The organism is Thiomicrospira microaerophila (assembly GCF_023278225.1).
GTDB classification, from domain to species: Bacteria; Pseudomonadota; Gammaproteobacteria; order Thiomicrospirales; family Thiomicrospiraceae; genus Thiomicrospira; species Thiomicrospira microaerophila_A.
Genome location: NZ_CP070959.1, coordinates 89,907 through 114,598, shown reverse-complemented (window position 1 = coordinate 114,598; position 24,692 = coordinate 89,907). Strand labels below are relative to the sequence as shown.

Genomic DNA, 24,692 nt, shown 5'->3' with positions numbered 1-24,692 from the left:
TTTTGATGACAATTCATGCTATTTTCCTCTTAACCTATATACCAAATTGACAAGTTATAAAACAATGGAATGCCTACCAACACATTAAATGGGAAGGTTACACCTAACGCCAGGGTTAAATAATAAGATGGATTCGCTTCCGGCACGCCCATCCTCATCGCAGGAGGAACCGCAATATAAGAAGCACTCGCTCCTAAAATAGCAACCAGCAGCGTACCACCAACACCAAAGCCAAGGAAACTAGCGGCAACAATCATACCTATGGTTCCACCAATCAATGGCATGATAATACCAAACGCAATCAACGTAACACCCACCTCCTTGAAGGCCTTCATGCGACGCGCTGCTTCCATCCCCAAATCCAACAAGAACAGACACAATACACCCATAAAGATTTCATGCGAGAATGGATAAACTTTTTCCATCGCTTCCGGGCTGGCTACCGCACCAATAAACATAGAACCGATTAGCAATACCACACTGCCATTCGTTACAGCTTCATGTATTAACGACTTCCAAGGCGTTTTAATTTCCTCCGAGCCTTCTTGCATTTGCTGAATTTTCTTACGCGCCATCGCAGCTAACAACAAACCTATAATAATGGCAGGTGTTTCCATCACCACCATCATAATAATCGGATAGGTTTCATACTCAATGCCACTGACATCTAAAAATGCGATCGCAGTTAAAAACGTTCCGGCACTAACCGAACCATAGTGCGCCGTAATTGCGGCTGCGTTCATACGGTCAATCTTATCGCGGAAACGCAAAATCATATAGCCGATTATTGGCGTTAAGAATCCAAGGATAATCGCCCAAAAAATAGACTTAAAGGCCAAGCCAAGCTCTGCATTCGCTAGCTCGGCTCCACCTTTTAAGCCAATTGCAATCAATAAATAAAGCGAAAGACCCTTGGATAATCCTTCTGGGAATTTTAAGTCAGATTTAATAATCTTAGCGAAAACGCCAAGTGCAAAAAACAAAATAGCCGGTATTAACAGTGCATCTAAACCCATACTAACCTCCTATATTTAACAGATAACTCAGGGGGTTGCCCCGCGAGAGTTTTTAGGTTAATCCTGAAAAGATTAACCTAATGGTTAAGCATGATATTGTAGAAATAACATCAAGTAAAATTGATATCATCTTGGCAAAGCATTGACCAAAGTAAATGGGTTAAACTAATTTAAGCCATCTTCCTCTTTAAACTTATTCATATAGTTTTTCACCATATCATTCGTGCCAATATTATCCCGTTCCTTAAAGATTACAAAGTTAATAAAAGCATGGACTGCAAGCGCAATTAATAAGCCTTCAAAAATCCCAACCCAGTAAACTAGCAAGCCACATAAAATAGCTAGCAATAACGCATAGCGACCGAAATGCGCAACATGCATTAAGCCTAAGATCATTTTAATGCCAACAAAAATCATAATAATGCCGAGCGCAAATTTGGGTAAGAAATCCAAATATTGAATATTGATTACAAAAAAGGTAATCACCAGCGCAATCACCAAAACCGAAAGCTTGGTATAAGCACCAGCTAAGCGGTTAGTTGAGCTTTTTGCTAAACCATCTAGATTCGTCATCCCGCCAAAAAAGCTTGAACCCATATTCGATACCCAGATCGATAACAAACTGTTATTACTATTACATTTGCGTTTTAATGGATCAATCTTCTCAATCGCTGCATTACTCATCACCTGCTCAATTACATCGATAATTGCCAACATTAAGGCAAACCCAATCGCATAAGCCCAAAGCGAAACAGAATCAAAATCGGGAATAGGCAAAGCAAGGGCTAATTCCGCATCTTCAACATGCAACATGGATACGGGCAGTACAAGCGAAGCAACAATCCCATATACAATCAATGCGAAATAAGGCACCGCTGGCTGTCTATCCTTAAACATTTTGAACAAAATTAAAAAGAGCGCAGCACCAAAAACTGACAATCCAATTACAATCCAACGCTCAGTTGAAAAAAAACTATCTATATTTTCAACATCAATTGGCACTTCATAGGTAAAAAGTAAAAAGGCCAAAACAATTTTCAGCCCTATCCCAGCTAACAGGCCTTCAACAAGATAGGTCGGAACCAACTGGAGGATATATCGCTGCCAATTAAACTTCCAGATGATTGCCTGAAATGCAGCCGTTAAAAAAATGATAAACGCCATGTTGGAAATGCCAAACATCGACACACCCATTGCAAGGATAGGAGCAAGCCCAGCGGCAATACCTGGTGCACCAATAAAATTACCTGGTCTAAACCAAGCAAACATCCAGCCAATAAAAGAAGCAAACGCGACCGTCGCTAGGCCGACTTGGATAGGATATTCAGACATGATTGCAATACCAATTGAGAGAGGTATTGCCATAGCCGCTGTTATCACACCGGCTTGAACATCACGCATTACATATTTTTTTTGAAAAGCAGCACAAGATTTGCCTTCACACGTATCTGCAGCTTGTGCCGACTTTTGTTCTAATTCTGTTGTAGCCATAAAAAGATTCCCAGTATTCAATCAAAATCAACAGCAAAAAATTAGCTGTATGGGTTTTAACTGCTAAAAATAAACTTAGCACTTTTAGGTGAATCTATTAAGCTTTTAGCTTAGTTTGATTGCAATTAAATCAAATGATCAGTATCGCTTTTTAAGTCACTAACCAAAGGTAAATAGTTATATATCACTCATAAAAAAGGCTGGACAAGCCAGCCTTTTAAACACTGAAAAAAGTTATTTGAACTGCTGGTAAATTAAATCAATTTTGGCAGCCAAATCTCTCTCCGCATCAGACAAGTCTTCTCCCACCGCATGGATAACTAGACTGGCGTAATCTCGACCAAAACTCATATTAGGATGGATATCTATTGATTCGGTTACATTGGCAACTTCATCTAGGAAATCACGCAATGAACTGTAACCATCAAATAAATATTTAACCTCAAGACTTGTTCCAGTCCGACTCTGTTTCCAGTTTCCAATCATACAAATCCTCTTGCCATAGGCTGAGGCGCATGCATTCTCGCCATATAATCCGCAGACCAATGACGAATACGGTTTAATTGAGCCACCTCTTCTTCGTATAAACGACCGAAAAGTTCTGCATCGGCCACCATACTCAGATTAGAGCTGAGTGCGTAAGCTTGCTCATAAAGATTAATAAGTTGCAACTCATTCAACTCACAAATAGACAAAGCTTCGATAATATTAAATGCTGGCTTAGCCGGTGTTAATATCGTACCTGATGGCAATGCACCATGATCGACCATACGCTCTGTCAATTCAGAAGCATGACGAAACTCTTCATTTGCAAGTTGAACAAACTGTTCCGCAAAATCATTTTCAGTACGCTTTTGACAAAGCGCAGCATGAGCAAGATATTGTTGAGCAGCACTAAACTCAAGACTCATCGCACGCCCGAGAAAGCCAAGAACCTGGGGATTCATTGTCCCCATTGAACGCATCTCTGGTCTAGTGTACTGACCAACACCGGCCATAACACTAGATCTAGCTTGTTTCTGATAAGTCATAATCACTCCTCAAACCTAGATAAACCATCTAGGTTCAATCACATTACAGACGGGTAGCTGGGTTTAAACCTGCAACTAAAACCGGCTCAACTTCTTTGTGAGGACGAGCAATAATATGAGCAGCAACTAGGCCATCACCTACACGTTCACACGCATCAGCACCAGCACGAACAGCCGCGTTTACCGCACCTGTTTCACCACGAACCATAATAGTGACATAACCACCACCAACAAACTCACGAGTGATCAAACGTACTTCAGCTGCTTTAGTCATCGCGTCAGCTGCTTCGATAGCAGGTACTAGACCGCGTGTTTCAATCATGCCTAATGCAATACCGTATTCTTGTCCCATTATAAAATCTCCATATTGATAATAAACGCTGTAATGTTTGAGTTCGTAACAGAGTTAAAATCAAAATTGCCTAAAATTAAGCTTGAACAAGGTTACCGTTAAGAACCGGTTCAACTTCTTTGTGAGGACGTGCAATGATATGTGCAGCAACAAGACCGTCACCAACGCGTTCACAAGCATCAGCACCAGCACGAACAGCCGCGTTAACTGCACCAGTTTCACCACGAACCATAACAGTTACATAGCCACCACCAACAAAATCACGAGATACTAGACGTACTTCTGCCGCTTTAGTCATAGCATCAGCAGCTTCAATAGCTGGAACTAAACCACGCGTTTCGATCATACCTAAAGCAATACCATATTCAGTTGACATAATTTTCTCCAAAAGATTAATTTAACAAATTACATTAAAAAGTGAGTTCGTAACTGTTAAAAAAGTTAAATAACAATGTTATTTACGTCCTGCAAAGTGTGCCTGATTATAGCCAGACACGCCAAAAAACTAAGCTAATCCATTACCCAGTTATCGATTATTCCGCTGATTGTCAGATCGGTTAAGGTCTTCTCATCACCGGAAGCCGTGCGAGCAGCAGAGTTGGCAATAGTAAAAACCCATTCACCAACCTTACATCCGATAGGATCGACCGCAACCAACCGACTACCAGATACACTTCTTAAAACTTTTACAGGTAAATGACCTAAATTGTCGAGACGACTCGTCAGAACAAGATTGTGAGTTACCTGATGAATTTCCACTACTCAGTCTCCCAGTAATCAACAATACCAACAATGGTAAGATCACTTGGGTAAGCCTTGGTTCCAGTTGCATCTCTAGCCGCAGAAGAACCAACACATAAAACCCAGTCTCCGGGTTTACAACCAACAGCATCAACCGCCACCATAGGCGTACTGCCAGGCTTATCTCTTACAACCAACAAAGGCTTGTGATCCATTGTTGGAATACGATTTGTGGAAACAATGGCTTTATCAACCAACATTATTTTCATATCTAAGCTATTTCCTTTAAAGCATTAAACCTTAACTAATCATCTTCAAGTTTAACTAGATTATGAAGCGATAACAAAAAAACAAGCATCACGACTAACCTAAGCTGATCATAACTAAACCTAAAATCACGAATGCTAAGCGCCATTTGGGTAAAACCATGACATAAGTCAAAAAGATTTTTCCCTGGAAAATCTTTAATAAGCAATGAGAGCGAACCTAAGCTTATCAAGCAAAACTGTTCATTCTTACTAACCTGAACTTGATCAAAAAAACCATTGGGTGATTGCTTAATCTGAATCAAAGTTTGAGTCGAACCATCCGATGAAGTGTACGCCTCAAACTGCCCCAGCAACTTAATTAAAATCCCATCAGCTCCATTCATCTGCCCAAAGAAACCGGTTGAATCAAGCTTTAAATTGTCATAAAACTCTAGAACTGTCTTAACAACAATCTTATTTGAATTCATGGGTGGTATATCATCACCCATATCGCTCGACAAATAGCCTAATTTCTTAAAAAGATCAGGATCAAATTGTTCATCAGTCAATAAATTCTTTGTTGAAATCGCGAAATAAGTTATGAAAAGTGTCTTTACCTCAATAGCTTGAAAGTTAACACGTCTAAACCACGCACCAACAAAATCACTACTACCGAACATAACACCCGTTAACCGTAACAGATCTTGTCTAGCGTTTTCAGCAAAAAACTCATTAGTTACACGTTTTTTCAGCTTTCCCAGTATTTTTTTAATCGAAGGCTTGGGGTTATAGCCACTTGATATTAAAAACCTAAGTAGCAAACCTCTTCGAATTAAGTGACTATTCATCCATACAAGATCATAATGATTCAATGAACTTGTAAAACAGGATGAATAGCTTAACTTTTCTTGTCTTTTCTGAAGCTTAGACTTTATATGTCGATTCGTGATAACTTTTCCCGAAGGACTTCTAAGCTCCATAAAAACCTACTTAACAAGTTATCTTATTAAGCTCTAGCACCACCAGAAACAGTTACAGTTGAACCACTTTTAGTGTTTCCAGCTGAACCTGTTATCGGGCTGTCTGATACTTTAGGATTTTCTTTAGGTCTAAAGCTGCTCGCACCTGCATTCATTGCTGAACGATTACCAGGTATTGAAACATTACGCTTTTGAGCCCAACGTCCTTCTGTTCCGCTGACTTTGCTATCTCTACTCCAAGAATCACCGGTAATAGATGTTGATCCATCACCGCCATCACCTGTTATTCTAGAAACAACTTTATCCGCTTCGCTTAACTCTTCAGAACCGACAAACACTTCGCCTGGCTGCTGAAGAGGTGGCACATAACCATAATTATGCATAGGCATGCTCGCTGCCATCATAGGCATAGGTTGATTCATCATTACTGGAAAATCTGAATCACCCATGTTAGCAGGCGCACTGACCTGGCACAGAGCAGAAACTTGATCAGAACCCATATAAGCGGTGCCGCTCACTGATTGGCAAACCCCTTTTTGAGCTCCTGTCAAACCCATAGGACCAGGTTGACTACCCGTCGCTGGACGACCGACATTCAACTGAGTGCCCTTTGCTCTTGCATCAGGTTTTAATGCTGACTTATCAACAGCACAGCCTTCCACAGCATCAAAACTTAAATAAGACGAGCCTGTTACACTCTTACACAAACCTGCATTAGCTCCAGTAATCTTGCCACCTAAGCCTGCACGATCGCCAGTAATCCTTTGACCATTAAAAGTTTGTGATTCAATGCTTTTTTTAACTGCCGAAGTCAGCGTATCACCACAGCGTTCATTACGAACCTGCTGAGATTGATATTCACTGCCAGTTAAACTTTGGCAAAAACCAGCATCATCGCCTGTAACAGGCGCATTAAAATTTACATTAGTACCTGAAACGTTATTACCTGCACCGGTTGAGCTAGAATCACTCTTAACAGGCGCTGACATAATAGAACCGCGCATTTCACGTGTTTGCTTGTTTGCAATCGGTGTTGTGTTAGACACATACTGACTACCCGTGATATGGCGTGTTTCACCCACCTCAGTGCCCGTCATACCATCACGTTTTTGCATTGAAGGACCAGAAATAACTTGGTTCTTTGCAGTGCGAGATTGGCTAACTTTAGCTACACCCGGCTCAGGCTTAGTACCACAAAATTTTTCACCTTGATCAGCAGGCATATACTCGGTACCGGTTACATGACGACATTGACCAGGTTCAGTACCTGTAACTGATTCAGACAAACCTACCTCAGTTCCACTTACTGTTCTTCCTGAAATTGTTGAAGTCATAGCCACTTTCCGAATAGATGGATCAGGTTTAAAACTGCATTTTGCCTGATATTCATCAGGACCTGTGTACTCTGTTCCAGAAATTACACGACAAGAACCTGCTTCTGATCCTGTCATTCTTTGTGTATTTGCTAAAACAGTTCCACTTACTTCTTGTTCATGAGATGTCATCGCAAACCCAACCTTACTCGGTGAGCTGCTCTCGGACTTTTTTGACATGCGACCTGTAGGGCGCGAAGAAGTAGATTTAACTTTACCTTGAGTAGCACGCTGCTCACGAACTTGACGTGCAATTTCACGACAACTTGCACCTGACTCTGCCGCTGTAATACATGTTAATGCACTATTTTGGCTCATCTTTGCTTGCAACTTTGCCTTACCTTCACATGCTGCCTTTCTGTAAGCACGCGCAACTAAACGACCTTTTGGCTGAGCCGCTACGGTTGGTTTAACTGCGTTAACTTTTGAACGACCTTTCGCAGCACTAGCAGGTGCCGTGTAATTACGCTCAGAACTAGCCACTGGCTCAACAACTGCTGTTTCAATGACTGGCTCGACAGACTTTCTAGGCTGACGAGTTGGTTGTGAACCACCACGTGAAGTACTACCTTTAACCTGCTGTTTTCGACGCTCAATAGATGCCTTTCTGCCAGCAGACAAAACTGGCTGCTGCTGAACTACATCTCTTGATCTTTCGCGACTAGACGGAGTGAACTTAGGCTCACTCCGCTCAGGCGCCGAACTCTTTACAGGTGCAGAGGTACTCTGAGCAACGGCAGCATAATCGACTTTAGCGCCCTTGCCCTTGGTTAATGCTTGACGTCTCGCACGAGCAACCGCACGACCCGACAAGGCTTGAGTATTATCACTCATGCATAGCCTCCTAAGAGTTGGCCTTTCTAATTACAGACCACGTGGACGGTAAACAACAAACTCGTGACCTTTACACTGAGCATAGTTGTCATAACCAACGATACGGATCAAGTGATCAGGATAAGCACGTTTACACTCTTCGATTTCAGACATAACCTGATCAGGGTTGCGCATACCGAAGAAAGGTAGCTTCCACATACCCCAGTAGTAAGCACCACCGTTTGCAGGTGTGTCATGCTCAAGACCTACAGTCCAGCCTTGGTTGATGATATAAACGATTTGATCGTAGATTTCGTCTTGAGTTAATGGTGGCAAGAACGAAAAAGTTTCATAGGTGCGCGTAGTGCGGAAATCACCTGAAGCCATTACTGACATAGAATTCTCCTTAAACTAATTAATGGGTCAAAATTAAGCGTCAAGCTTATCGACTGTGTCGAATTCGAACTTAATTTCTTTCCAAGTATCTAGTGCAACTGCTAGCTCTGGGCTATGACGTGCTGCATCACGAAGAATGTCTCCACCTTCACGCTCTAGATCGCGACCTTCGTTACGTGCTTTAACACAAGCTTCCAAGGCAACACGGTTAGCTGCTGCACCCGCTGCGTTACCACCTGGGTGACCTTGTGTACCACCACCAAACTGAAGAACAGAGTCGTCACCGAAGATAGTTACCAATGCTGGCATGTGCCATACGTGGATACCACCAGAAGCAACCGCAAATACACCTGGCATTGACGCCCAGTCTTGATCGAAGAAGATACCGCGTGAACGATCTTCAGGAACAAATGCTTCACGTAACTGATCAACGAAACCTAGCGTTGAAGCACGATCACCTTCCAACTTACCTACAACAGTACCGGTATGCAAGTGGTCACCACCTGACAAACGTAAGCACTTAGCTAGTACGCGGAAATGGATACCGTGGTTAGGGTTACGGTCAATTACAGCGTGCATTGCACGGTGAATGTGTAACAACATACCGTTTTTACGACACCAGTTAGCTAGTGAAGTGTTAGCTGAGAAACCACCTGTTAAGAAGTCATGCATGATGATACGCACGCCTAGTGATTTAGCGTATTCAGCACGCTCCATCATGTCTTCACAAGTTGCAGCCGTTACGTTTAGGTAATGGCCTTTTACTTCGCCAGTTTCAGCTTCAGCTTTGTTGATTGCATCAGCAACAAACGAGAAACGATCTCTCCAACGCTGGAATGGCTGTGAGTTGATGTTTTCGTCGTCTTTGGTTAAGTCCAAACCACCACGTAAACACTCATAAACTGCACGACCGTAGTTCTTAGCTGACAAACCAAGCTTAGGCTTGATAGTACAACCCAACATAGGACGACCGTATTTGTTCAAACGATCACGTTCAACCTGGATACCAGCAGGTGGGCCACCACAAGTTTTGATGTAAGCCACCGGGAAACGGATATCTTCAAGACGTAAAGAACGAACTGCTTTAAAGCCGAATACGTTACCTACCAAAGAAGTCAATACGTTAACAACAGAACCTTCTTCGAAAAGATCTAGTGGGTAAGCGATAAATGCATAGAACGCATCCTTGTTGCCAGGAACGTCTTCAATTCTGTAACAACGACCTTTGTAGAACTCCATGTCAGTTAACAGGTCAGTCCATACAGTAGTCCAAGTACCGGTTGATGATTCTGCTGCAACGGCTGCTGCTGCTTCTTCACGTGGTACGCCAGCTTGAGGAATAACTTTGAAACAAGCCAATAGGTCTGTGTCAAGAGGGGTGTAATCCGGTGTCCAGTAAGTTAATTTATAATCCTGTACACCGGCATTAAATGATTGATTTGCCATACTTAAAATACCTCTAATTTAAAGGTTGTTACGAACTCACCGACAATCATACTCAAGGCAACACACACTTACCAATTGAAATAACTTATGCAACCCATAGCATTTGATAAATACATGACATCTTTTTTTAATGATTAAAACTATAACTTAGCTGACAGCAGGTTAAGCAGGCCTGCTTGCATACTTGTTGCACAAAAATACAAAACGGCTTATCAACATGACCCTACACCCCTTCCGCCACTTATTTAATTTCTGTAGGATTAAGCCACAATCTCGATTAGAATAATTTATAACCCAAACCAATATCCGACTAAAGTTGTCAGGATTTACATGCCGGTAATTTTTCTTTAGAATAACTCGTGCTTATTTAATTTTAACAAGGACTACAACTATGAGCTTTACACTGCCTGCTTTAAACTACGACTACAATGCGCTGGAAACAGCAATTGATGCGCAAACTATGGAAATCCACCATACCAAACACCACAACACTTACATTACCAATCTTAACAATGCGATTGCCGGTACAGACAATGAAGGCAAAGACCTGCTTGACTTGATTCAAAATGCAGGCAGCATTTCTCCTGCAGTACGCAACAATGGCGGCGGTCACTGGAACCATAGTTTTTTCTGGGATCTTATGACACCTGACAGCATGGGCGCACCAACAGGTGATTTGGCAGACGACATTAAAGCCAGCTTTGGTGATTTCGAAACTTTTAAAACTCAATTTACCCAAGCCGGACTTACGCGCTTTGGTTCTGGCTGGGCTTGGTTAATTGTCAACCAAGATGGCAAACTACAAATCACTTCAACACCTAACCAAGACAACCCATTGATGGACATCGCTGAAGTAAAAGGCTCTCCGATTCTTGGTTTAGATGTATGGGAACACGCTTATTACCTACGCTATCAAAACCGTCGTCCGGACTATATTAACGCTTGGTGGGACATTGTTGACTGGAACAAGGTCGCAGAACTCTATCAAACTAATAAATAATATTTATTAAACAAGCAGGCCTAGTCACAAAACCAGGCCTGCTTGCATTAGCCTAAACAAAAGTAAAACTAGGAATATCCATGTCGAGCAAAATTTACTGCAATGCACAGTTCTTACCCAAACCCGGCAAAGCAGCCGAACTTTTTAAAACACTACAATCGCTAGAACCCAATACTTTGCGTGAAGATGGCTGTATCGAATACCGCGTCACCCGCCAAATCCAAAGCCCCTTTGCAGAAGGCAACAGCTACCCAATCGTATTCCAAGAAATTTGGCGCGACCTCGCCAGCTTTGAAGCCCACTGCCAGCGCCAAGAGATTCAACACTTCTTCCAAACCTACTGCCTAGCCGAAGACGGCCTAGCAGAAAAATGGAATGTCTGCATCTATACTGACGAACCAGAAAACTATGATGCGCCTACACTAAAAATCTAATGCTTTTCTCATTTTAAAGTCCTTTCCTAAGAACTTTAAATTTGTATAACTATTAAGCACAAAGTTCTTCAAACGAAAAAAGTGTCTAGTTATTTTAAATTTAAGCGGCGTCTTTTGATTATGCCTCGAACCGATGCCCGACTCTAAAGCCATATTACCACCCAACACAGGTGCAGGAATCATTCCATAAATCGGTTGGCCATGATTATGCTGGTGGCGTATGAAGTAATCTACTGGCAAAACAAAGCGCTCACTTTTCTCACAAAAAGACCTCGCCACTGCCGGCGTTATCAAATAGCATTTCAAACTCTGCGGTATCTTTAAGAACCTAACTACTCTAAACTCAGTAGAACGCTGAAGCAGTATGCTTGGCTTTGTTTTTTTATCACGCTCTAATCTGATGTAACCATATTTGTCAGACAAATCTAGCGCATTTTTAAATAGAACTGCGGCGTTATCTGATAAGCTAAAGTCATCTTCAAGGACAATTATTGGCTTGTTTAACGCTATGCACTTTTGCCACATTAAATAATGACTCGAATAACAGCCTACCTCACCTTTAACAACTTGCCTACCATGATTCTTTAAAAACTGAACCTGATCAATTTTTTTTAGAAGAGGGTGATCCTCCAAACTAGCATCAACTCCATAAAAAAAATCAAAATCAACACCCTGAGCTTTTAACTCCCGCTCGACATAAGAATGTCGCTCCAGTGAACGCCGTAGCGTGATAACAAAAACCTGAACCCCTTCCTTACTCATTGGCCACCCCTGCCCGAAAACACAAATCCTCATACCACTGAATTACGTTATCCACGGTGTTTTCGGGTGTTAGTTCGTTAGCCACAAAGCCTAAACCTTGTACCGATAATTGCTCGCGCAACGCTGTGTCACTTAACACCTGAGCGATAGCCTGAGATAACTCAGCCGGAGCGCCCTTCTCAACTAACAAACCTGTTTGTCCATCGATAACAACTTCACGCGTTCCTCCCGAGTCGGTTGCTACCACAGGCGTACCAACACACATTGCTTCAATTGCTACGCGAGGCAAACCCTCACCACTCTCGGAAGCAGAAACCAACAGGTCGCAGCCACGAACAATCTGAATCGCATCATTACGATAGCCTGTAAAATGGACACGCTCAACCAGGCCTGCCTGCCGAATCCTCTCTTTAAGCTCAAGGTTTTTATCAATACCCCCAACTAGAACCAAATGCGCATTTAACTCCGCATCCAGTTGCCTAAAGGCATCCAAAAGAGTCCCCACCCCTTTTTTCAAACTATTTCTAGCAATACAACAGATAGCCTTAGCGTCCTCTGGTACACCCAAGCTTGTTTTTGGCACAGCTGTGCCTTCGTACCATGCTGGGTTATGGCCCTTATAAATTGTTTTAGCCTTGTGAGCAGGAAAACTTAACCATAAAAAACGCGTATTCACCAAAGCTTGGCGTATTGCATCAGCTACACACATTACACCATCCAAGCGCGGGTTCAAAAAAGTGTGCCAAGACTCAGGCTTAAGATAGCCCACACCCGTTGTAACACCCCGATAGGCCAATAACTTTGATCGAGTATTTTTCCCCGCCCTCAACATACAAGCTACAGCGCGTGTATTAAAAGCATGGACAATGTCAAACTGTTCAGCTAACAGAACCTGTTGAATTAATTGCGTCGCTTTTTTATCAAACCTCGACTTAATTTTAATCGGTTGAACTCTCACGCCATTTTGAACCAGCAAGCCATAAAAACGTCCATCAGGATTGGCCATAACTAAAAAGTTATCAACGCGCTGGCTCAATAAAATATACAACTCGGTTTCGGGACGGTCCTGGCAATCTGTAATACATAAAACCTTCAAACTCTATTCCTCTTCAGTCAAAGTGACCAATAATTCATCTTATGCCTAATTTTCAGTTTTCGAATGAAATTGAATGGCTTAGGTTTTAAATTCTCAAATTTCTGCAAATCAAAACACTCTTCAATAGCCTCAACAATGCGCTGACTAGAAAGCCCATCTCGAAAACCATGTAATTCATCGCACAACTTAGCAGCATGGATAAGCTGCTGGTTGTTTTTTAAAGTTGATAACAAAACTGACTCCAGTTGCTGCGGATCATCAAAGTCGGTAAGATGCGGTCCTGGATTTCGGGTTTTGAAGGTGACAACGGGTTTATTTAAAAACATAAACTCGTACATGATAGATGAAGTATCACACAACATAATATCTGCTTGCTGCATCGGTAAATACAAGTCATCTTCCGGAGAAAAGTACCAATAATGATCTGACACAATCGAACGATATTTATCAACAACATCTTGATTCATTTTTGGGTGCAATGTAACTAATACTCGCCACCTACCACTTTTAACAATCCGCTCTATAAATTGAAATAGGGAGGGTGCCGCTGTTATTGACGGTGAAAAAGTTGAAGCAAAAAACACCGTAGGCAACTCATTCTCAGAATCAGCTTTTTGAAGCTGATTCTGCTTAAAAAGGCTATCTAGCTTCGACCAGCCAGTCTTTGCAACAGTAAAAGTTTGATAATGGCGTGCTAAACGTCGAAACTCTAATGTATCGGCATCGGCATGCGTGCAATACAAGTCAAACCAACCTCTTATACGATAATGGTCACTTTCTTGTTCAGTTTCAGCTCCGCGCTTATTACGAGCAATACCATGAAAAACTTGAACCTTAATCCCAGGCAAGTAATAAGGCACCCAATCACCCGCCGTAAACACCACGTCCGGCGCATAAGCCATTGCCTGCTGACTGGTGGACAAAATAACTTCATTCGGGTTTAGCTGCGGATGAACTTCTGGTGAAAAAAACCAAGCAACCTCCCCACCCTTAAGCAAGATAACCTCTTGTAAAGGCCTGAAAATTGCATAACAGTAGGCTGCATTAACAAAAAAAACATATTTTCTAATCGACATCATTTTTTCTCTTAGCATCCGCATCCATACTTAACAGCAATAAACCAGCATGTTTATTAAAATTAGTTTGCATATAGCCAACAGCTACAATAAAACCAATACGCCCATCTAAAAAGCCGCCGCGTAAAATATAAATTAAGAAAAAGGTCCACCAAGCACGCAAAACAACAAGCAAAAGACTATGGTTACGCTTACCTTTAGAGTAGTACTTCTGACTCCCCAACCAAGCATACTTGGCTGACTTTTCAAGTGCATGACCATAATCCCTAGATGTGTAATGCAACAACAAGCCCTTCAAACGCCCAATTTTACCTGGTGCATGATTTAGTTTTTCATGCACAATATCTGGGCTATAAAACGCCCCCTCACGCCTGACTAAACGTAAAGGCGAGCGCGCACTTCTTCCAAAGCGCAATAGCTTGCCGTGACGAACAACACCCCATTTAATTTTAAACCCAACCTCCGTCACGACCTCACATTGCTTAAAATCTAATAAAGACTGTTGAGCCTGAGAATCCAAAGCCTCATCAGCATCTACAAACAAAACCCAATCCAAGCAGGCCTGCTCTAAAGCACGTTGTTTTTGGACACCAAAACCAGGCCAGTTTGTTTGCCAAACCTTATCGGTATAACGTCGAACAATGTCCAACGTACCATCGGTACTGCCACTATCAAACACAATAATCTCATCAGCAATCGGTGAAACGGAACGCAAGCATCGTTCAATTCGATCGGCCTCGTTAAACGTAATAATACACACCGAAATTGTTTGCCTATTCATTACGCGCTCCTCATTGAATGCGAAAGCATCGCCCAAATAATAATCAACATAAACGCAAACACCATCACCCCACTATTATGCGCAAAAAACGACTGAGTAAAGCTAAAGTCAATATAACACACGCACAGGACTGCACCCGCAGTCGCATAGGCCCGAACTGAAGAACGCGTATCATTAAAAAAGCTTAAAAACACCCGCAACGGAAGAAAGTACAGCAACAACAAACTCAACAACCCTACCAGTCCAAACTTGACAAAGCGCTCTAGATACTCATTATGCGGATGTCCAAACTGGGCAACAAAACCATCCAGCTCCCCCAATTCAATTAACTCGAATTTTCGCTGTTGATAGCCACCATCACCCACACCATAAACCGGATTTTCCTGCCCAATAATCAACGCACCCCGCCACATTTCCAGCCGCGCACCTACTGATGTTGCCACCTCACCAGACTGATAATATGCCCCGACTTCCTGCACAGCTAAATCCACCCTGTCCTTAACACCTAAAACGGGTTGAAGATAGGCAAACAAACCCACAAAAAATAAAGCACCAGAACCCAGCACTACCTGTCGCCAGCGAAAAGAAGTGGATAAACCGCGATAAATAATCAACAAAGCAAACGGAATCGCAACCCAGCCCCCTCGTGTACCCGAAAGCAAAGAAGCCAACAACCCAAACAAAAACCCAACCACCAGCAGTGCCGTCCAAAAAACCTTATCCTTCTGCTCGGCTGCCCATCCCAAGCCGGCTAAAGAAACTAAACCCAGCAACAAAGCAATATTGCCAAATTGAATATGATGGGTGTACCCCAGATCGACACGGGTTAAATCCAATAACACAATAATATAAAGGCTATGCAACCCAGTCAAAAAACTGCCAATTACGACACCTAACCAAAACAAACTTGGTTTTGGCGGAAATCTCAACAAAAATAACAAACCAATGATGGCCGCAAAAAACCGAAAAGGCTGATCCAAGCCACGCAAACCATAATCAAACACCAAACCTTCAAGCACCCAAACCATGCCATAGAGCGCCAGAACCAGTATTATAGTCCAATCCTGAAGCACTAACTGCTGCCAACTACTCGCTCTAAAAAACCAAAACAATCCCGCTAAAAAAAGCATCACAGCGCCATAAGAATAACCACTTGGCACAATCAAGGCTAAAGCGCAAAACAAAAAAACAGCGAGAGAAGCATAACCCACACCCAAGTGAGCAGGCTCCATAAAGAAACGACTAGGGAACAAGCTTAAGCACCCTTATCCAATAAGGTTAGGATTGTGTGTTTAACCTGTTCCACCTCAATCCGCGCCATTAGGTCATCACCCTTTGCCCGCGCGCCCCATTTTTGTGAACCCAGCGGTTTTCCAGTTTGCTCAACGATGGCCTGCTGATAAACCGACACCACCGAATCACGATAACGATAAGGCCCGGTTCGTGCAGGGTTGCTATGCGCATACAACCCGACCACCGGTGTGCCCACGGCATTTGCCATATGCGCCGGCCCAGTATCCGGCGCAAGCACCAAATCAGCCTGCGCAATCAAGGCCAACAACTGTTTTAGATTACTTTTGCCCACCAAATTAACCAGCGGATGCTGCGCATGCTGTTCAATGTCAGCGGCCAACTGCTGTTCCAGCAGCGTATTCGCCCCGCATATAAACACCTGATAACCTTTGTCCGTCATCCAATCGCCGATGGCGGCATAACGCGGCGCTAACCAATTGCGCTCGGCTTTAGAGGCTGCCGGACAAATAATAAAATTACGACTTGCAGTGCCGATCTGCGCAAGCGCCCAGGCCTGGTCATCAGCCGCCAGCGGAATCTGCCAAACAGGAGCAGCTTTCGGAACACCCAAAAACGCGGCGAACTGCATAAACCCGTCTAACACATGGTCGCCGTCGCGTGGCGCAATCGAGGCATTCATAAACAAGCTGTGCAACTCTTTCGCTCGCGCCTTATCAAACCCAACCTTCACCCGCGCGTTAATCATTAAACTGGCAATATTCGCACGTAATGCAACTTGCATATGCAATAAATAATCAAAGTTTTCGCCCGCTAAATCCTGCTTTAACTGCTTATAGGCGTGCCAACCCTGTTTTTTATCAAACACCACAAAACGCACACCGGGCAAACCTTTTAACAAGCTATGCTCCACCCGCCCAATAACCCAAGTTAACTTGGCATCAGGATAATGCCGCTGAATCGCTTGCACCGCCGCCACCGCATTACACACATCGCCAATGGCAGACAAGCGTAAAATACAAATCGACTGAGGAGCAGGCCTGCTTATCATACTCAACCTTCCCCGCGCGCTTTGTTAATAATCCCGGTGGTGGATTTACCGGCAACAAACGACAATACCTTAACCTCGCCACCCTGCGCCAACACAAAATCCGCGCCAACAATGCTGTCAATTGAATAATCCCCTCCCTTGACTAACACATCAGGTGCTACCTGCTGAATTAACTTTAGTGGCGTATCCTGCTCTTCCGGTGAATCGCCAAACGGCACCACCCAATCCACACAGGCGAGTCCTGCAAGCACAGCAGCACGATCTTCCAAACTATTAATCGGGCGTGCATCACCCTTTAAACGCCTGACCGACGCATCCGAGTTTAGCCCCACCACCAAACGATCACCCAGCGCCTTAGCCTGATTCAAATAACGCACATGACCGGCATGCAAAATATCAAAACAGCCATTGGTAAACACAATACGCTCGCCATTTTGTTTCGCAAACCCAATATGCTGCAACACCGCATCGAATGGCGCAAGATAACGGTCACCCTGCGCATTTAAATACTGATTCAACTTCGCCGCCAACTCCTCTGGCGAAACCGTCGCTGCACCGAGCTTACTCACCACAATGCCTGCGCACAGGTTCGCCAAGGCCACCGCCTGCTCGGCCTCAAAGCCAGCCGCCAACATCACCGCCAAACTCGCAATCACGGTATCGCCCGCCCCAGTCACATCACTCACCTCAAGCACCTGTGCCGGCACATGATAATGCGTCTGCGCGGTGATATAACTCATCCCCTGCTCACTGCGTGTCAACAACATCGCACCGATTCCCGCCTGCTCAAGCAACGCCCGCGCTGAAGCCAACATACTTACCTCGGATGCCATATCCCCCCCAGCATCCAAAAACTCTTTAACATTCGGCGTAATCACATCAGCACCGGCATACAAACACAAATCAGTTTGTTTCGGATCAACCATCACAGGTTTACCCGCCTTTTTAGCGGCCTGAATCATGCTACTGATTTGCGCCAACGAACCCTTGTTATAGTCACTAAAAATAACCCAGTCAAACCCATCCACCAAACCGACAAACGCCTGTGCCAATTGTGCGGCGCTGGCGGGCGAAAACCGTTGCTCCATATCCAAACGCACCACCTGCTGATGGCGTGACACCACCCGCATTTTAGCAATCGTCGGTTGCGCCGTCTGGCGATAAAGCGACGACTGAATATGCTCTTCGGTTAACAGCCGCTGCAAACTATCGCCCTCGGCATCGTCACCAATAATCCCCAACAGGGTTACCTGACCATCCAAATGTGCGATATTGCGCGCCACATTCGCTGCGCCACCGGCCCTATCCTCAATCCGCTTAACATGCACCACCGGCACTGGTGCTTCCGGCGAAATACGCTGGGTATCGCCATAATAGTAACGATCCAACATCACATCGCCCACCACCAAAATCTTAGCGCGCGACAACTGCTGCAAAAGATCAAAATTCATCATCATCGCCCCGCCCCCCTTAACTCAACCAACGCACCCAACGCACAAGCCTCATCCAACGCCTCACACCACCAATGGCCAATAAACAAATGCATCTCCTGAATCCGAGCGGTCTCCGTACTGTCAACACACAACACCTGATCGGCAATTTGCGCCAAACGTCCGCCATCCCCTCCGGTTAACGCCAAACTAGTTGCACCCAGACGCTGAGCGGCCTCGACCGCCAAGTTCACATTCTCACTTTTCCCCGAGGTACTCAAGGCAATTAAAATATCGTTAGGTCGCATGAGCGCGGAAACCTGACGGGCAAACACCTGCTCAAAACCAAAATCATTCGCGCAAGCGGTTAAGATCGAAGTATCCGTGGTCAGCGCCAAAGATGCCAAGCCTGCTCGATTATCCTTATAGCGCACCACAAACTCCGCCGCCAAATGCTGGCTATCCGCCGCGCTGCCACCGTTACCGCACCAAACCACCTTGCCGCCCTGCTGCAAACATAATAAGATTTGCCTAAACATCTGCTCTGCGAACGGCTGATAACTCAGTGCACCACTAAATAAATCCAAATGTCGCTGCAAGGAATTTGAAAAACTTTGAACATTAATCGTCATAGGTAAGGCTTTTACAATAAAGTGGGAATTAATTTTGCTAAAATATCGGTACATTTTAACGGATTACACCTTCACCGACAGCGAATTTGTTGCAAACATGCAAACCGATACGCACTAACCAAAGGCAGCTTACATTGAAGGCACTGATTTACGCCACACTGATACGACTCGCCTTACCCGCCATTCTGCTAGTGTTAGCAATTCGAAGCCGAAAAGACAGACGCTACAGGCAACGACTATCAGAGCGATTTGGCTACCTGCCCGCTCAAATGCAAACCACATGCGGTGGACTGGTTATCCACTGCGCCTCGGTAGGCGAAGTTGAAGCGGCCAAACCACTGGTAGAAGCCCTGCTGACAAACTATCCGCAAACCCCGATTACAATCACCTGCACCACCCCAACCGGCTCAGAACGCATCCAAAAACTCTTTTCAGAACGGGTCCATCACTGCTACCTGCCTATCGACACACCCGGTGCAGTCAAACGCTGGCTTAACGCGCTGCAACCGCGAGCGATTCTCCTGCTTGAAACCGAGCTTTGGCCTAACCTGCTAATCCAAGCACGCCAAGCCAACTGCCAAACCTTTCTGGTCAATGCCCGATTATCCAAAAAATCGGCGCGTGCCTATCGCCGATTCTACTGGTTTACCCAACTCATGCTAAACCACCTTGATGGCATCCTCGCTCAAAACCAGGCCTGCTTACGTCGTTATCAAGCCCTTGGCTACAGCAACCCAATCACCCTAACCGGCAGCCTCAAATTTGACCTCAACCCACCCGAACAAAATTTTAACCCATCCTTCAGCGCATCACTGCAACAACGCATTCTATGGGTTGCGGGCAGCACCCATAATGGCGAAGACGAAGCCCTCCTCCAAGCCTTCCAAGCATTAAAAGACATCGAACCCAGACTGCTACTCGTCCTCGTTCCACGCCATCCTGAACGTTTTGAACCGCTCGCGCAAACACTTAAAAGCAGCCACTTAACCTACCAACGCCTTAGCCAAACCCAGCAACTAGACCAAAAAACTCAAGTCCTGCTCGGCGACACCATGGGCGACCTGGTTCGCTGGTATCAACTCGCGGACTGGGTATTCATCGGCGGCAGCCTAATCCCACGCGGCGGACATAATCCACTTGAAGCCATGATTTTTGGCAAACCGATTATGGCAGGACGCCATATATTCAATTTTGCCGAGATCTATCGCCAACTCGCGCAACAGCGCGCCCTAGCTTGGATAGACAACCCACAACAGCTTATCCAACAAGCCCAAGCCTGGCTAGCTGAACCGCAACAAGCCAAAGAAACAGGACAGCGCGCACAAGCCCTGTTTAACCGGCACCAGGGCGCAACCCTGAAAACACTGGCTCAACTCAACCACCGGCTAGGCAAAGATTTTTCCCACCAAACACTGACCAAGCCAACCCAAAACCAAATATGGTTTGACCATCGTTATCTGTCAAAACAACAGATCGAACAGGCGTTTAACCCGACATACTGGCAGGCACAAAACAAAATCATCGGACACTCACAAGGTCGGAACCAGGCCTGGTTTATCCAACACCAAGATCAAACAATGCTGCTGCGCCATTACTACCGTGGCGGACTGATCGGCAAACTGCTTAACGATCAATTCTTAACGCAACCGGCAGCAAACAGCCGTGCTTTCCAAGAATTCAAACTCCTAAGCTGGATGCGCGCGCAAGGCCTAGCCGTACCCAGACCCTGCGCAGCCCGCTATCAACCTAAAGGCATCATCTATCGTGCCGACATCCTTGTTGAAGTCATTCCCAACAGCCAAGACCTGTTTCAAACCCTCTGCCAACGCACGCTAGAGCCACAGGTTTGGCAACAAATAGGCCAAGTGATTGCCCACTTTCATCAACAAGGCATCTACCATTCAGACCTAAACTGCCACAACATCCTGCTCGACCAGCAGAACCAGGCCTGGTTAATCGACTTTGACAAATGCGAACGACGCTTGGCAGGCAACTGGACACAAGCCAACCTAGCGCGCTTAAAACGCTCGCTTGAAAAAGAAAAACATCAACAAAAACACTTTTATTATCAGAGTCAAGATTGGCAAGCGTTCAAGCGTGGCTACACAGGTTTAAACTGAAAAGAAAATTCAAGCCCACTTGAAAAAACAACGACCTATCCCTATCATACAACTGCATTTTTTAAATTAAAGTAAACCCCTGATGAAACATAAAATACTCCTGATCGCCTTAACCAGCCTAGTTATTCCGTTTTCAGCGTCTAACGCATCAACGCAAACCCCAATTAGCCTGATTGATGCCTACAACCTGACCCTAAATAACAACCATGAACTCCATGGTAAAGAATTTCGCAAACAAGCCGAACAAGAAAAGCTTAACCAGGCCTGGTCTGCCGTAAAACCGAATATCAGACTTTTAGGCACCTACGGCTATGGCGAATACACCACCCAGTTTCAAAACGACCAAAGCGACACATTTCATCGCAGCTCGCTCCAACTAGTTCAGCCCCTCTACTCAGCCAATGCCTTTAGAAATATCTCGCGTGAACAAAGAAATCAAACCGCGCTCGAACTCCAATTTGGTCAAGACCAACAAACCATAGCGCTGCAAACCACCCAAAGCTATATCCAACTGGCCCTCGCGCAACGTAAAGCCGAAATTGCCCACAGACAGTTTGACGACCACCAGCTTAAGCTAAGAAGGTTAGAGGCCATGCTAGAGCGCGGATTAGCAACGCGCATGGACCTGCTTGAAGCCCAGTCAAAACGAGATGAAATCAGAGCGCTCGTTACTACTTCTGACAACGAAGTCATGATTAACCAAAAAAGGCTCGAACGCTTGATAGGTGAACCCTTTGCCGACATTCAACCGCTTAACGAAAACCTCTGGCGCCGTGCACAACGCCTAACCGAAAACGCTAACAGCTGGTTAAACCAAGCCCAGCAACACTCGCCGGGCATACAAATTGCCAAAGCCAATTTAGACGTTGCCAAGCAAGAGCTACGCATCCAACAAGCCGGTTACCAACCTGAAATTAACCTTCGTGCCGAATACGTCAAATCAAACAGCTACGAAAACACCTTTTTAGACAACAAAAAAATACAAATTGAATTCGGCATGCCGCTTTACCAAGGCGGTGCAACCCAATCGCGTGTCCGCGCAGCCAACAACATTATCAGTAGCCAACAAGAATTCTTAACTGACCAACAACGCACCACGCGCATCCAAGTAGAAGAGACCCTAACTAAACTTCAGGCAAGCTCCGCAAACATCATTGCGCTCGAACAAAGTGTTCAATCCAACCAAGCCTATCTCGAAGCGGCAGAACGTGGTCTGTCGCTCGGTGTAAGAGGGCTTTTTGAAGTTTTAGATGCACGTACCCGCATTCACAACACAGAACGTCGAATGCTCGACGAAATTTATGCTAATATATTCACCCAATTTGAGCTGCTTTATCTGATCGGAAAATTTGATCAACATTCCCTAACTGAATACCTCAAACTAGGCTTCAGTGTCGAGTCATTTAAGCAATAAACTTACCTAAAACTATAGATAACATGGTTTTAAACTGAGACCCCCATGAAAAGAAAACCAGAAAAAACGGAACTCCAACTCGCGATACAAACTATTCGCAAAGCCTTTATATCCATTGGCGTATTCAGTATGTTTATCAACATACTAATGCTGGTGCCGCCGCTCTACATGCTACAACTCTACGACCGCGTACTAACCTCGCGCAGCGAAGACACCTTAATCATGCTGACCATTCTCGTGGTAGGCTTGTTTATCACCATGGGCTTTTTAGAGTTCGTACGCTCGCGGATTCTCATCAGAATTGGAAACAAAATGGATCAAGAGTTAAACGAAAAACTCTTTGCCTCCATGTTCAAAAAGTCGATTAACGAGCCGGGACAAAACACCCCACAACCGCTAAACGACATGACATCCATCCGTCAATTTATGACCGGCAATGGCCCGTTTGCCTTTTTTGATTCGCCTTGGTTACCGATCTACATCGCCATTTTGTTTATTTTCCATGTTTACTTTGGTGTGTTTGCCATCTTCTCCGCCATCGTACTCATTGGCCTAGCGGTTGCCAACGAACTCTCAACCAAAAAATTGCTTGCCGAAGCCAACAGCGAAAATATCTATTCAACCCAATATGCCGGCTCTTGCGTTAAAAACGCAGAAGTCGTGGCCGCAATGGGTATGGAACCTAACCTACGCCAACGCTGGTTACAAAAACACCTCAGCTTTTTGAGCAAACAATCCGAAGCCAGTGATCGCGCAAGCATCCTGACCAACTCATCCAAAAACCTGCGCCTAATGTTCCAATCATTGATTCTCGGTATTGGAGCTTGGTTGGCTATTCACAATGAAATCACCCCTGGGATGATGATTGCAGGCTCCATTATTCTAGGCCGAGCGCTCGCCCCGCTTGACTTGATGATCAGCTCGTGGAAAAGCTTTGGCGCAGCCCGCTCAGCTTACGGACGCCTCAACGAAATGTTCATCAACTACCCTAGCCAAGAACGTAACATGACGCTACCACCACCTGAAGGCAAAATCAGCTGTGAAAATGTCTTAGTTGTGCCCCCAGGCAGTCAACATCCAGTAGTAAAAGGCGCCAGCTTTAGTGTTGAAAAAGGTGAACTAGTCGCGATTATCGGCCCCAGTGCCGCCGGAAAATCATCGCTTATCCGCGCAATGATTGGTGTTTGGCCATTAATGAACGGTAAGGTACGATTAGATGGTGCAGACATTCATGCCTGGAACAAAGATGAACTAGGCCCCTATATTGGCTACCTACCGCAAGACATCGAACTATTTGCCGGAACGATTAGCGAAAACATTGCCCGTTTTAACCAGGTCGATCCCAACAAGGTAGTCCAAGCGGCTAAATTAGCCGGTGTTCACGACCTCGTGCTAAGGCTGCCAAATGGCTATGACACCTACATTTCCGGTGAAGGCGGTCTATCAGGCGGCCAACGACAACGTATCGGCCTCGCAAGAGCGCTTTACAACCAACCCAAATTAGTATTGCTTGACGAACCCAACTCTAACCTTGATGACCAAGGTGAACAGGCACTGTCGCAAGCGCTGGAAAATCTCAAGCAGTTTGGCACTACCGTGATTGTTATTTCACACAGAAAGCAAGTTCTTAAACACGTAGATAAAATACTGCTTATGGCTCAAGGACAAGTGCGCGCCTTTGGCGCCCGCGATGAAGTACTGCAAGCTTTGCAATCCGGACAACTCACACTTGCAGACAAGTCATAAACAAACAAGGTA

Annotated in this window: 25 protein-coding genes; 5 read left to right on the top strand and 20 right to left on the bottom strand. The window is 44.8% G+C overall.

The window, feature by feature from the left end; genetic code table 11:
* Nucleotides 1-29: 29 nt before the first annotated feature.
* From JX580_RS00590 to JX580_RS00535, 12 genes are all read right to left on the bottom strand, one after another.
* Entirely contained in the window at nt 30-1,016 is a 987-nt protein-coding gene (locus tag JX580_RS00590; RefSeq protein WP_248850872.1) for a sodium-dependent bicarbonate transport family permease, read from the bottom strand.
* Between the two features lie 165 nt (nt 1,017-1,181).
* Nucleotides 1,182-2,507 (bottom strand): SulP family inorganic anion transporter, encoded by a 1,326-nt coding sequence (locus JX580_RS00585; RefSeq protein WP_248850871.1) that lies wholly within the window; start codon nt 2,505-2,507, stop codon nt 1,182-1,184.
* 234 nt (nt 2,508-2,741) lie between these two features.
* Complete coding sequence (locus JX580_RS00580) at nt 2,742-2,993, bottom strand: 4a-hydroxytetrahydrobiopterin dehydratase (protein WP_248850870.1); 252 nt, start codon at nt 2,991-2,993, stop codon at nt 2,742-2,744.
* Nucleotides 2,990-3,538, bottom strand: a complete 549-nt coding sequence (locus tag JX580_RS00575) for a ferritin-like domain-containing protein (protein WP_248850869.1) — start codon at nt 3,536-3,538, stop codon at nt 2,990-2,992. The genes JX580_RS00580 and JX580_RS00575 overlap by 4 nt, the downstream gene beginning before the upstream one ends.
* A gap of 43 nt (nt 3,539-3,581) precedes the next feature.
* Complete coding sequence (locus JX580_RS00570) at nt 3,582-3,890, bottom strand: BMC domain-containing protein (protein ID WP_248850868.1); 309 nt, start codon at nt 3,888-3,890, stop codon at nt 3,582-3,584.
* A 76-nt stretch (nt 3,891-3,966) separates the two neighbouring features.
* Nucleotides 3,967-4,266, bottom strand: a complete 300-nt coding sequence (locus JX580_RS00565) for a BMC domain-containing protein (protein WP_044406655.1) — start codon at nt 4,264-4,266, stop codon at nt 3,967-3,969.
* 134 nt (nt 4,267-4,400) lie between these two features.
* Nucleotides 4,401-4,649, bottom strand: coding sequence for a carboxysome peptide B (locus JX580_RS00560; RefSeq protein ID WP_248850867.1), 249 nt, complete (start codon nt 4,647-4,649; stop codon nt 4,401-4,403).
* Nucleotides 4,649-4,900: a carboxysome peptide A gene (locus tag JX580_RS00555; RefSeq protein ID WP_044406652.1), complete on the bottom strand. Its 252-nt coding sequence runs from the start codon at nt 4,898-4,900 to the stop codon at nt 4,649-4,651. Before JX580_RS00555 ends, JX580_RS00560 begins: the two co-directional genes overlap by 1 nt.
* A 35-nt stretch (nt 4,901-4,935) precedes the next feature.
* Nucleotides 4,936-5,727, bottom strand: coding sequence for a hypothetical protein (locus JX580_RS00550; protein ID WP_248850866.1), 792 nt, complete (start codon nt 5,725-5,727; stop codon nt 4,936-4,938).
* Nucleotides 5,728-5,885: 158 nt separating this feature from the next.
* Entirely contained in the window at nt 5,886-8,066 is a 2,181-nt protein-coding gene (locus JX580_RS00545) for a CsoS2 family carboxysome shell protein (RefSeq protein ID WP_248850865.1), read from the bottom strand.
* A 30-nt stretch (nt 8,067-8,096) separates the two neighbouring features.
* Nucleotides 8,097-8,441: a ribulose bisphosphate carboxylase small subunit gene (locus JX580_RS00540; RefSeq protein WP_248850864.1), complete on the bottom strand. Its 345-nt coding sequence runs from the start codon at nt 8,439-8,441 to the stop codon at nt 8,097-8,099.
* Nucleotides 8,442-8,474: 33 nt separating this feature from the next.
* Nucleotides 8,475-9,887, bottom strand: coding sequence for a form I ribulose bisphosphate carboxylase large subunit (locus JX580_RS00535; protein ID WP_248850863.1), 1,413 nt, complete (start codon nt 9,885-9,887; stop codon nt 8,475-8,477).
* A gap of 391 nt (nt 9,888-10,278) precedes the next feature.
* Here JX580_RS00535 and JX580_RS00530 point away from each other — a divergent pair, with 391 nt between their 5' ends.
* Both JX580_RS00530 and JX580_RS00525 read left to right on the top strand, forming a co-directional pair.
* Nucleotides 10,279-10,887, top strand: a complete 609-nt coding sequence (locus JX580_RS00530) for a superoxide dismutase (protein ID WP_248850862.1) — start codon at nt 10,279-10,281, stop codon at nt 10,885-10,887.
* Between the two features lie 80 nt (nt 10,888-10,967).
* Nucleotides 10,968-11,321 (top strand): putative quinol monooxygenase, encoded by a 354-nt coding sequence (locus JX580_RS00525; protein WP_248850861.1) that lies wholly within the window; start codon nt 10,968-10,970, stop codon nt 11,319-11,321.
* Here JX580_RS00525 and JX580_RS00520 read toward each other — a convergent pair.
* From JX580_RS00520 to JX580_RS00485, 8 genes are read right to left on the bottom strand one after another with little or no spacing between them, the layout of a single operon-like run.
* Nucleotides 11,310-12,083 carry a glycosyltransferase family 25 protein gene (locus JX580_RS00520; protein WP_248850860.1) on the bottom strand — a complete coding sequence of 258 codons (774 nt, stop codon included), beginning with the start codon at nt 12,081-12,083 and terminating at the stop codon, nt 11,310-11,312. The two genes, JX580_RS00525 and JX580_RS00520, sit on opposite strands and share 12 nt — an antisense overlap.
* Nucleotides 12,076-13,179 carry a glycosyltransferase gene (locus JX580_RS00515; protein WP_248850859.1) on the bottom strand — a complete coding sequence of 368 codons (1,104 nt, stop codon included), beginning with the start codon at nt 13,177-13,179 and terminating at the stop codon, nt 12,076-12,078. The genes JX580_RS00520 and JX580_RS00515 overlap by 8 nt, the downstream gene beginning before the upstream one ends.
* 17 nt (nt 13,180-13,196) lie before the next feature.
* Complete coding sequence (locus JX580_RS00510) at nt 13,197-14,273, bottom strand: CDP-glycerol glycerophosphotransferase family protein (RefSeq protein WP_248850858.1); 1,077 nt, start codon at nt 14,271-14,273, stop codon at nt 13,197-13,199.
* Entirely contained in the window at nt 14,245-15,036 is a 792-nt protein-coding gene (locus tag JX580_RS00505) for a glycosyltransferase family 2 protein (protein ID WP_248850857.1), read from the bottom strand. Before JX580_RS00505 ends, JX580_RS00510 begins: the two co-directional genes overlap by 29 nt.
* Complete coding sequence (locus JX580_RS00500) at nt 15,036-16,289, bottom strand: O-antigen ligase family protein (RefSeq protein WP_248850856.1); 1,254 nt, start codon at nt 16,287-16,289, stop codon at nt 15,036-15,038. The genes JX580_RS00505 and JX580_RS00500 overlap by 1 nt, the downstream gene beginning before the upstream one ends.
* Nucleotides 16,290-16,291: 2 nt before the next feature.
* Nucleotides 16,292-17,338, bottom strand: coding sequence for a glycosyltransferase family 9 protein (locus tag JX580_RS00495; protein ID WP_248850855.1), 1,047 nt, complete (start codon nt 17,336-17,338; stop codon nt 16,292-16,294).
* A 2-nt stretch (nt 17,339-17,340) separates the two neighbouring features.
* Nucleotides 17,341-18,795: a bifunctional D-glycero-beta-D-manno-heptose-7-phosphate kinase/D-glycero-beta-D-manno-heptose 1-phosphate adenylyltransferase HldE gene (gene hldE / locus JX580_RS00490; RefSeq protein ID WP_248850854.1), complete on the bottom strand. Its 1,455-nt coding sequence runs from the start codon at nt 18,793-18,795 to the stop codon at nt 17,341-17,343.
* Entirely contained in the window at nt 18,792-19,400 is a 609-nt protein-coding gene (locus JX580_RS00485; protein ID WP_248850853.1) for a D-sedoheptulose-7-phosphate isomerase, read from the bottom strand. Before JX580_RS00485 ends, hldE begins: the two co-directional genes overlap by 4 nt.
* A gap of 134 nt (nt 19,401-19,534) precedes the next feature.
* On the opposite strand from JX580_RS00485, the gene waaA reads away from it, so the two are divergent.
* From waaA to JX580_RS00470, 3 genes are all read left to right on the top strand, one after another.
* Nucleotides 19,535-21,520, top strand: a complete 1,986-nt coding sequence (gene waaA / locus JX580_RS00480) for a lipid IV(A) 3-deoxy-D-manno-octulosonic acid transferase (protein ID WP_248850852.1) — start codon at nt 19,535-19,537, stop codon at nt 21,518-21,520.
* 82 nt (nt 21,521-21,602) lie between these two features.
* On the top strand, nt 21,603-22,934 hold the full coding sequence (locus JX580_RS00475; RefSeq protein ID WP_248850851.1) for a TolC family outer membrane protein: 1,332 nt from the start codon (nt 21,603-21,605) through the stop codon (nt 22,932-22,934).
* 45 nt (nt 22,935-22,979) lie between these two features.
* Nucleotides 22,980-24,680, top strand: a complete 1,701-nt coding sequence (locus JX580_RS00470; protein ID WP_248850850.1) for a type I secretion system permease/ATPase — start codon at nt 22,980-22,982, stop codon at nt 24,678-24,680.
* The last annotated feature ends 12 nt before the right edge of the window (nt 24,681-24,692 follow it).

Excerpts from the sequence above, each read along its gene's own strand:
- JX580_RS00585 (WP_248850871.1), bottom strand. The coding sequence starts at position 2,507 with ATGGCTACAACAGAATTAGAACAAAAGTCGGCACAAGCTGCAGATACG.
- JX580_RS00535 (WP_248850863.1), bottom strand. The coding sequence starts at position 9,887 with ATGGCAAATCAATCATTTAATGCCGGTGTACAGGATTATAAATTAACT.
- JX580_RS00545 (WP_248850865.1), bottom strand. The coding sequence starts at position 8,066 with ATGAGTGATAATACTCAAGCCTTGTCGGGTCGTGCGGTTGCTCGTGCG.
- JX580_RS00505 (WP_248850857.1), bottom strand. The coding sequence starts at position 15,036 with ATGAATAGGCAAACAATTTCGGTGTGTATTATTACGTTTAACGAGGCC.
- JX580_RS00485 (WP_248850853.1), bottom strand. The coding sequence starts at position 19,400 with ATGACGATTAATGTTCAAAGTTTTTCAAATTCCTTGCAGCGACATTTG.
- JX580_RS00555 (WP_044406652.1), bottom strand. The coding sequence starts at position 4,900 with ATGAAAATAATGTTGGTTGATAAAGCCATTGTTTCCACAAATCGTATT.
- JX580_RS00570 (WP_248850868.1), bottom strand. The coding sequence starts at position 3,890 with ATGGGACAAGAATACGGTATTGCATTAGGCATGATTGAAACACGCGGT.
- JX580_RS00470 (WP_248850850.1), top strand. The coding sequence starts at position 22,980 with ATGAAAAGAAAACCAGAAAAAACGGAACTCCAACTCGCGATACAAACT.
- JX580_RS00565 (WP_044406655.1), bottom strand. The coding sequence starts at position 4,266 with ATGTCAACTGAATATGGTATTGCTTTAGGTATGATCGAAACGCGTGGT.
- JX580_RS00530 (WP_248850862.1), top strand. The coding sequence starts at position 10,279 with ATGAGCTTTACACTGCCTGCTTTAAACTACGACTACAATGCGCTGGAA.
- JX580_RS00590 (WP_248850872.1), bottom strand. The coding sequence starts at position 1,016 with ATGGGTTTAGATGCACTGTTAATACCGGCTATTTTGTTTTTTGCACTT.
- JX580_RS00575 (WP_248850869.1), bottom strand. The coding sequence starts at position 3,538 with ATGACTTATCAGAAACAAGCTAGATCTAGTGTTATGGCCGGTGTTGGT.
- JX580_RS00510 (WP_248850858.1), bottom strand. The coding sequence starts at position 14,273 with ATGCTAAGAGAAAAAATGATGTCGATTAGAAAATATGTTTTTTTTGTT.
- JX580_RS00540 (WP_248850864.1), bottom strand. The coding sequence starts at position 8,441 with ATGTCAGTAATGGCTTCAGGTGATTTCCGCACTACGCGCACCTATGAA.
- hldE (WP_248850854.1), bottom strand. The coding sequence starts at position 18,795 with ATGATGATGAATTTTGATCTTTTGCAGCAGTTGTCGCGCGCTAAGATT.
- JX580_RS00495 (WP_248850855.1), bottom strand. The coding sequence starts at position 17,338 with ATGATAAGCAGGCCTGCTCCTCAGTCGATTTGTATTTTACGCTTGTCT.
- JX580_RS00550 (WP_248850866.1), bottom strand. The coding sequence starts at position 5,727 with ATGAATAGTCACTTAATTCGAAGAGGTTTGCTACTTAGGTTTTTAATA.
- JX580_RS00520 (WP_248850860.1), bottom strand. The coding sequence starts at position 12,083 with ATGAGTAAGGAAGGGGTTCAGGTTTTTGTTATCACGCTACGGCGTTCA.
- JX580_RS00475 (WP_248850851.1), top strand. The coding sequence starts at position 21,603 with ATGAAACATAAAATACTCCTGATCGCCTTAACCAGCCTAGTTATTCCG.
- JX580_RS00525 (WP_248850861.1), top strand. The coding sequence starts at position 10,968 with ATGTCGAGCAAAATTTACTGCAATGCACAGTTCTTACCCAAACCCGGC.
- JX580_RS00580 (WP_248850870.1), bottom strand. The coding sequence starts at position 2,993 with ATGATTGGAAACTGGAAACAGAGTCGGACTGGAACAAGTCTTGAGGTT.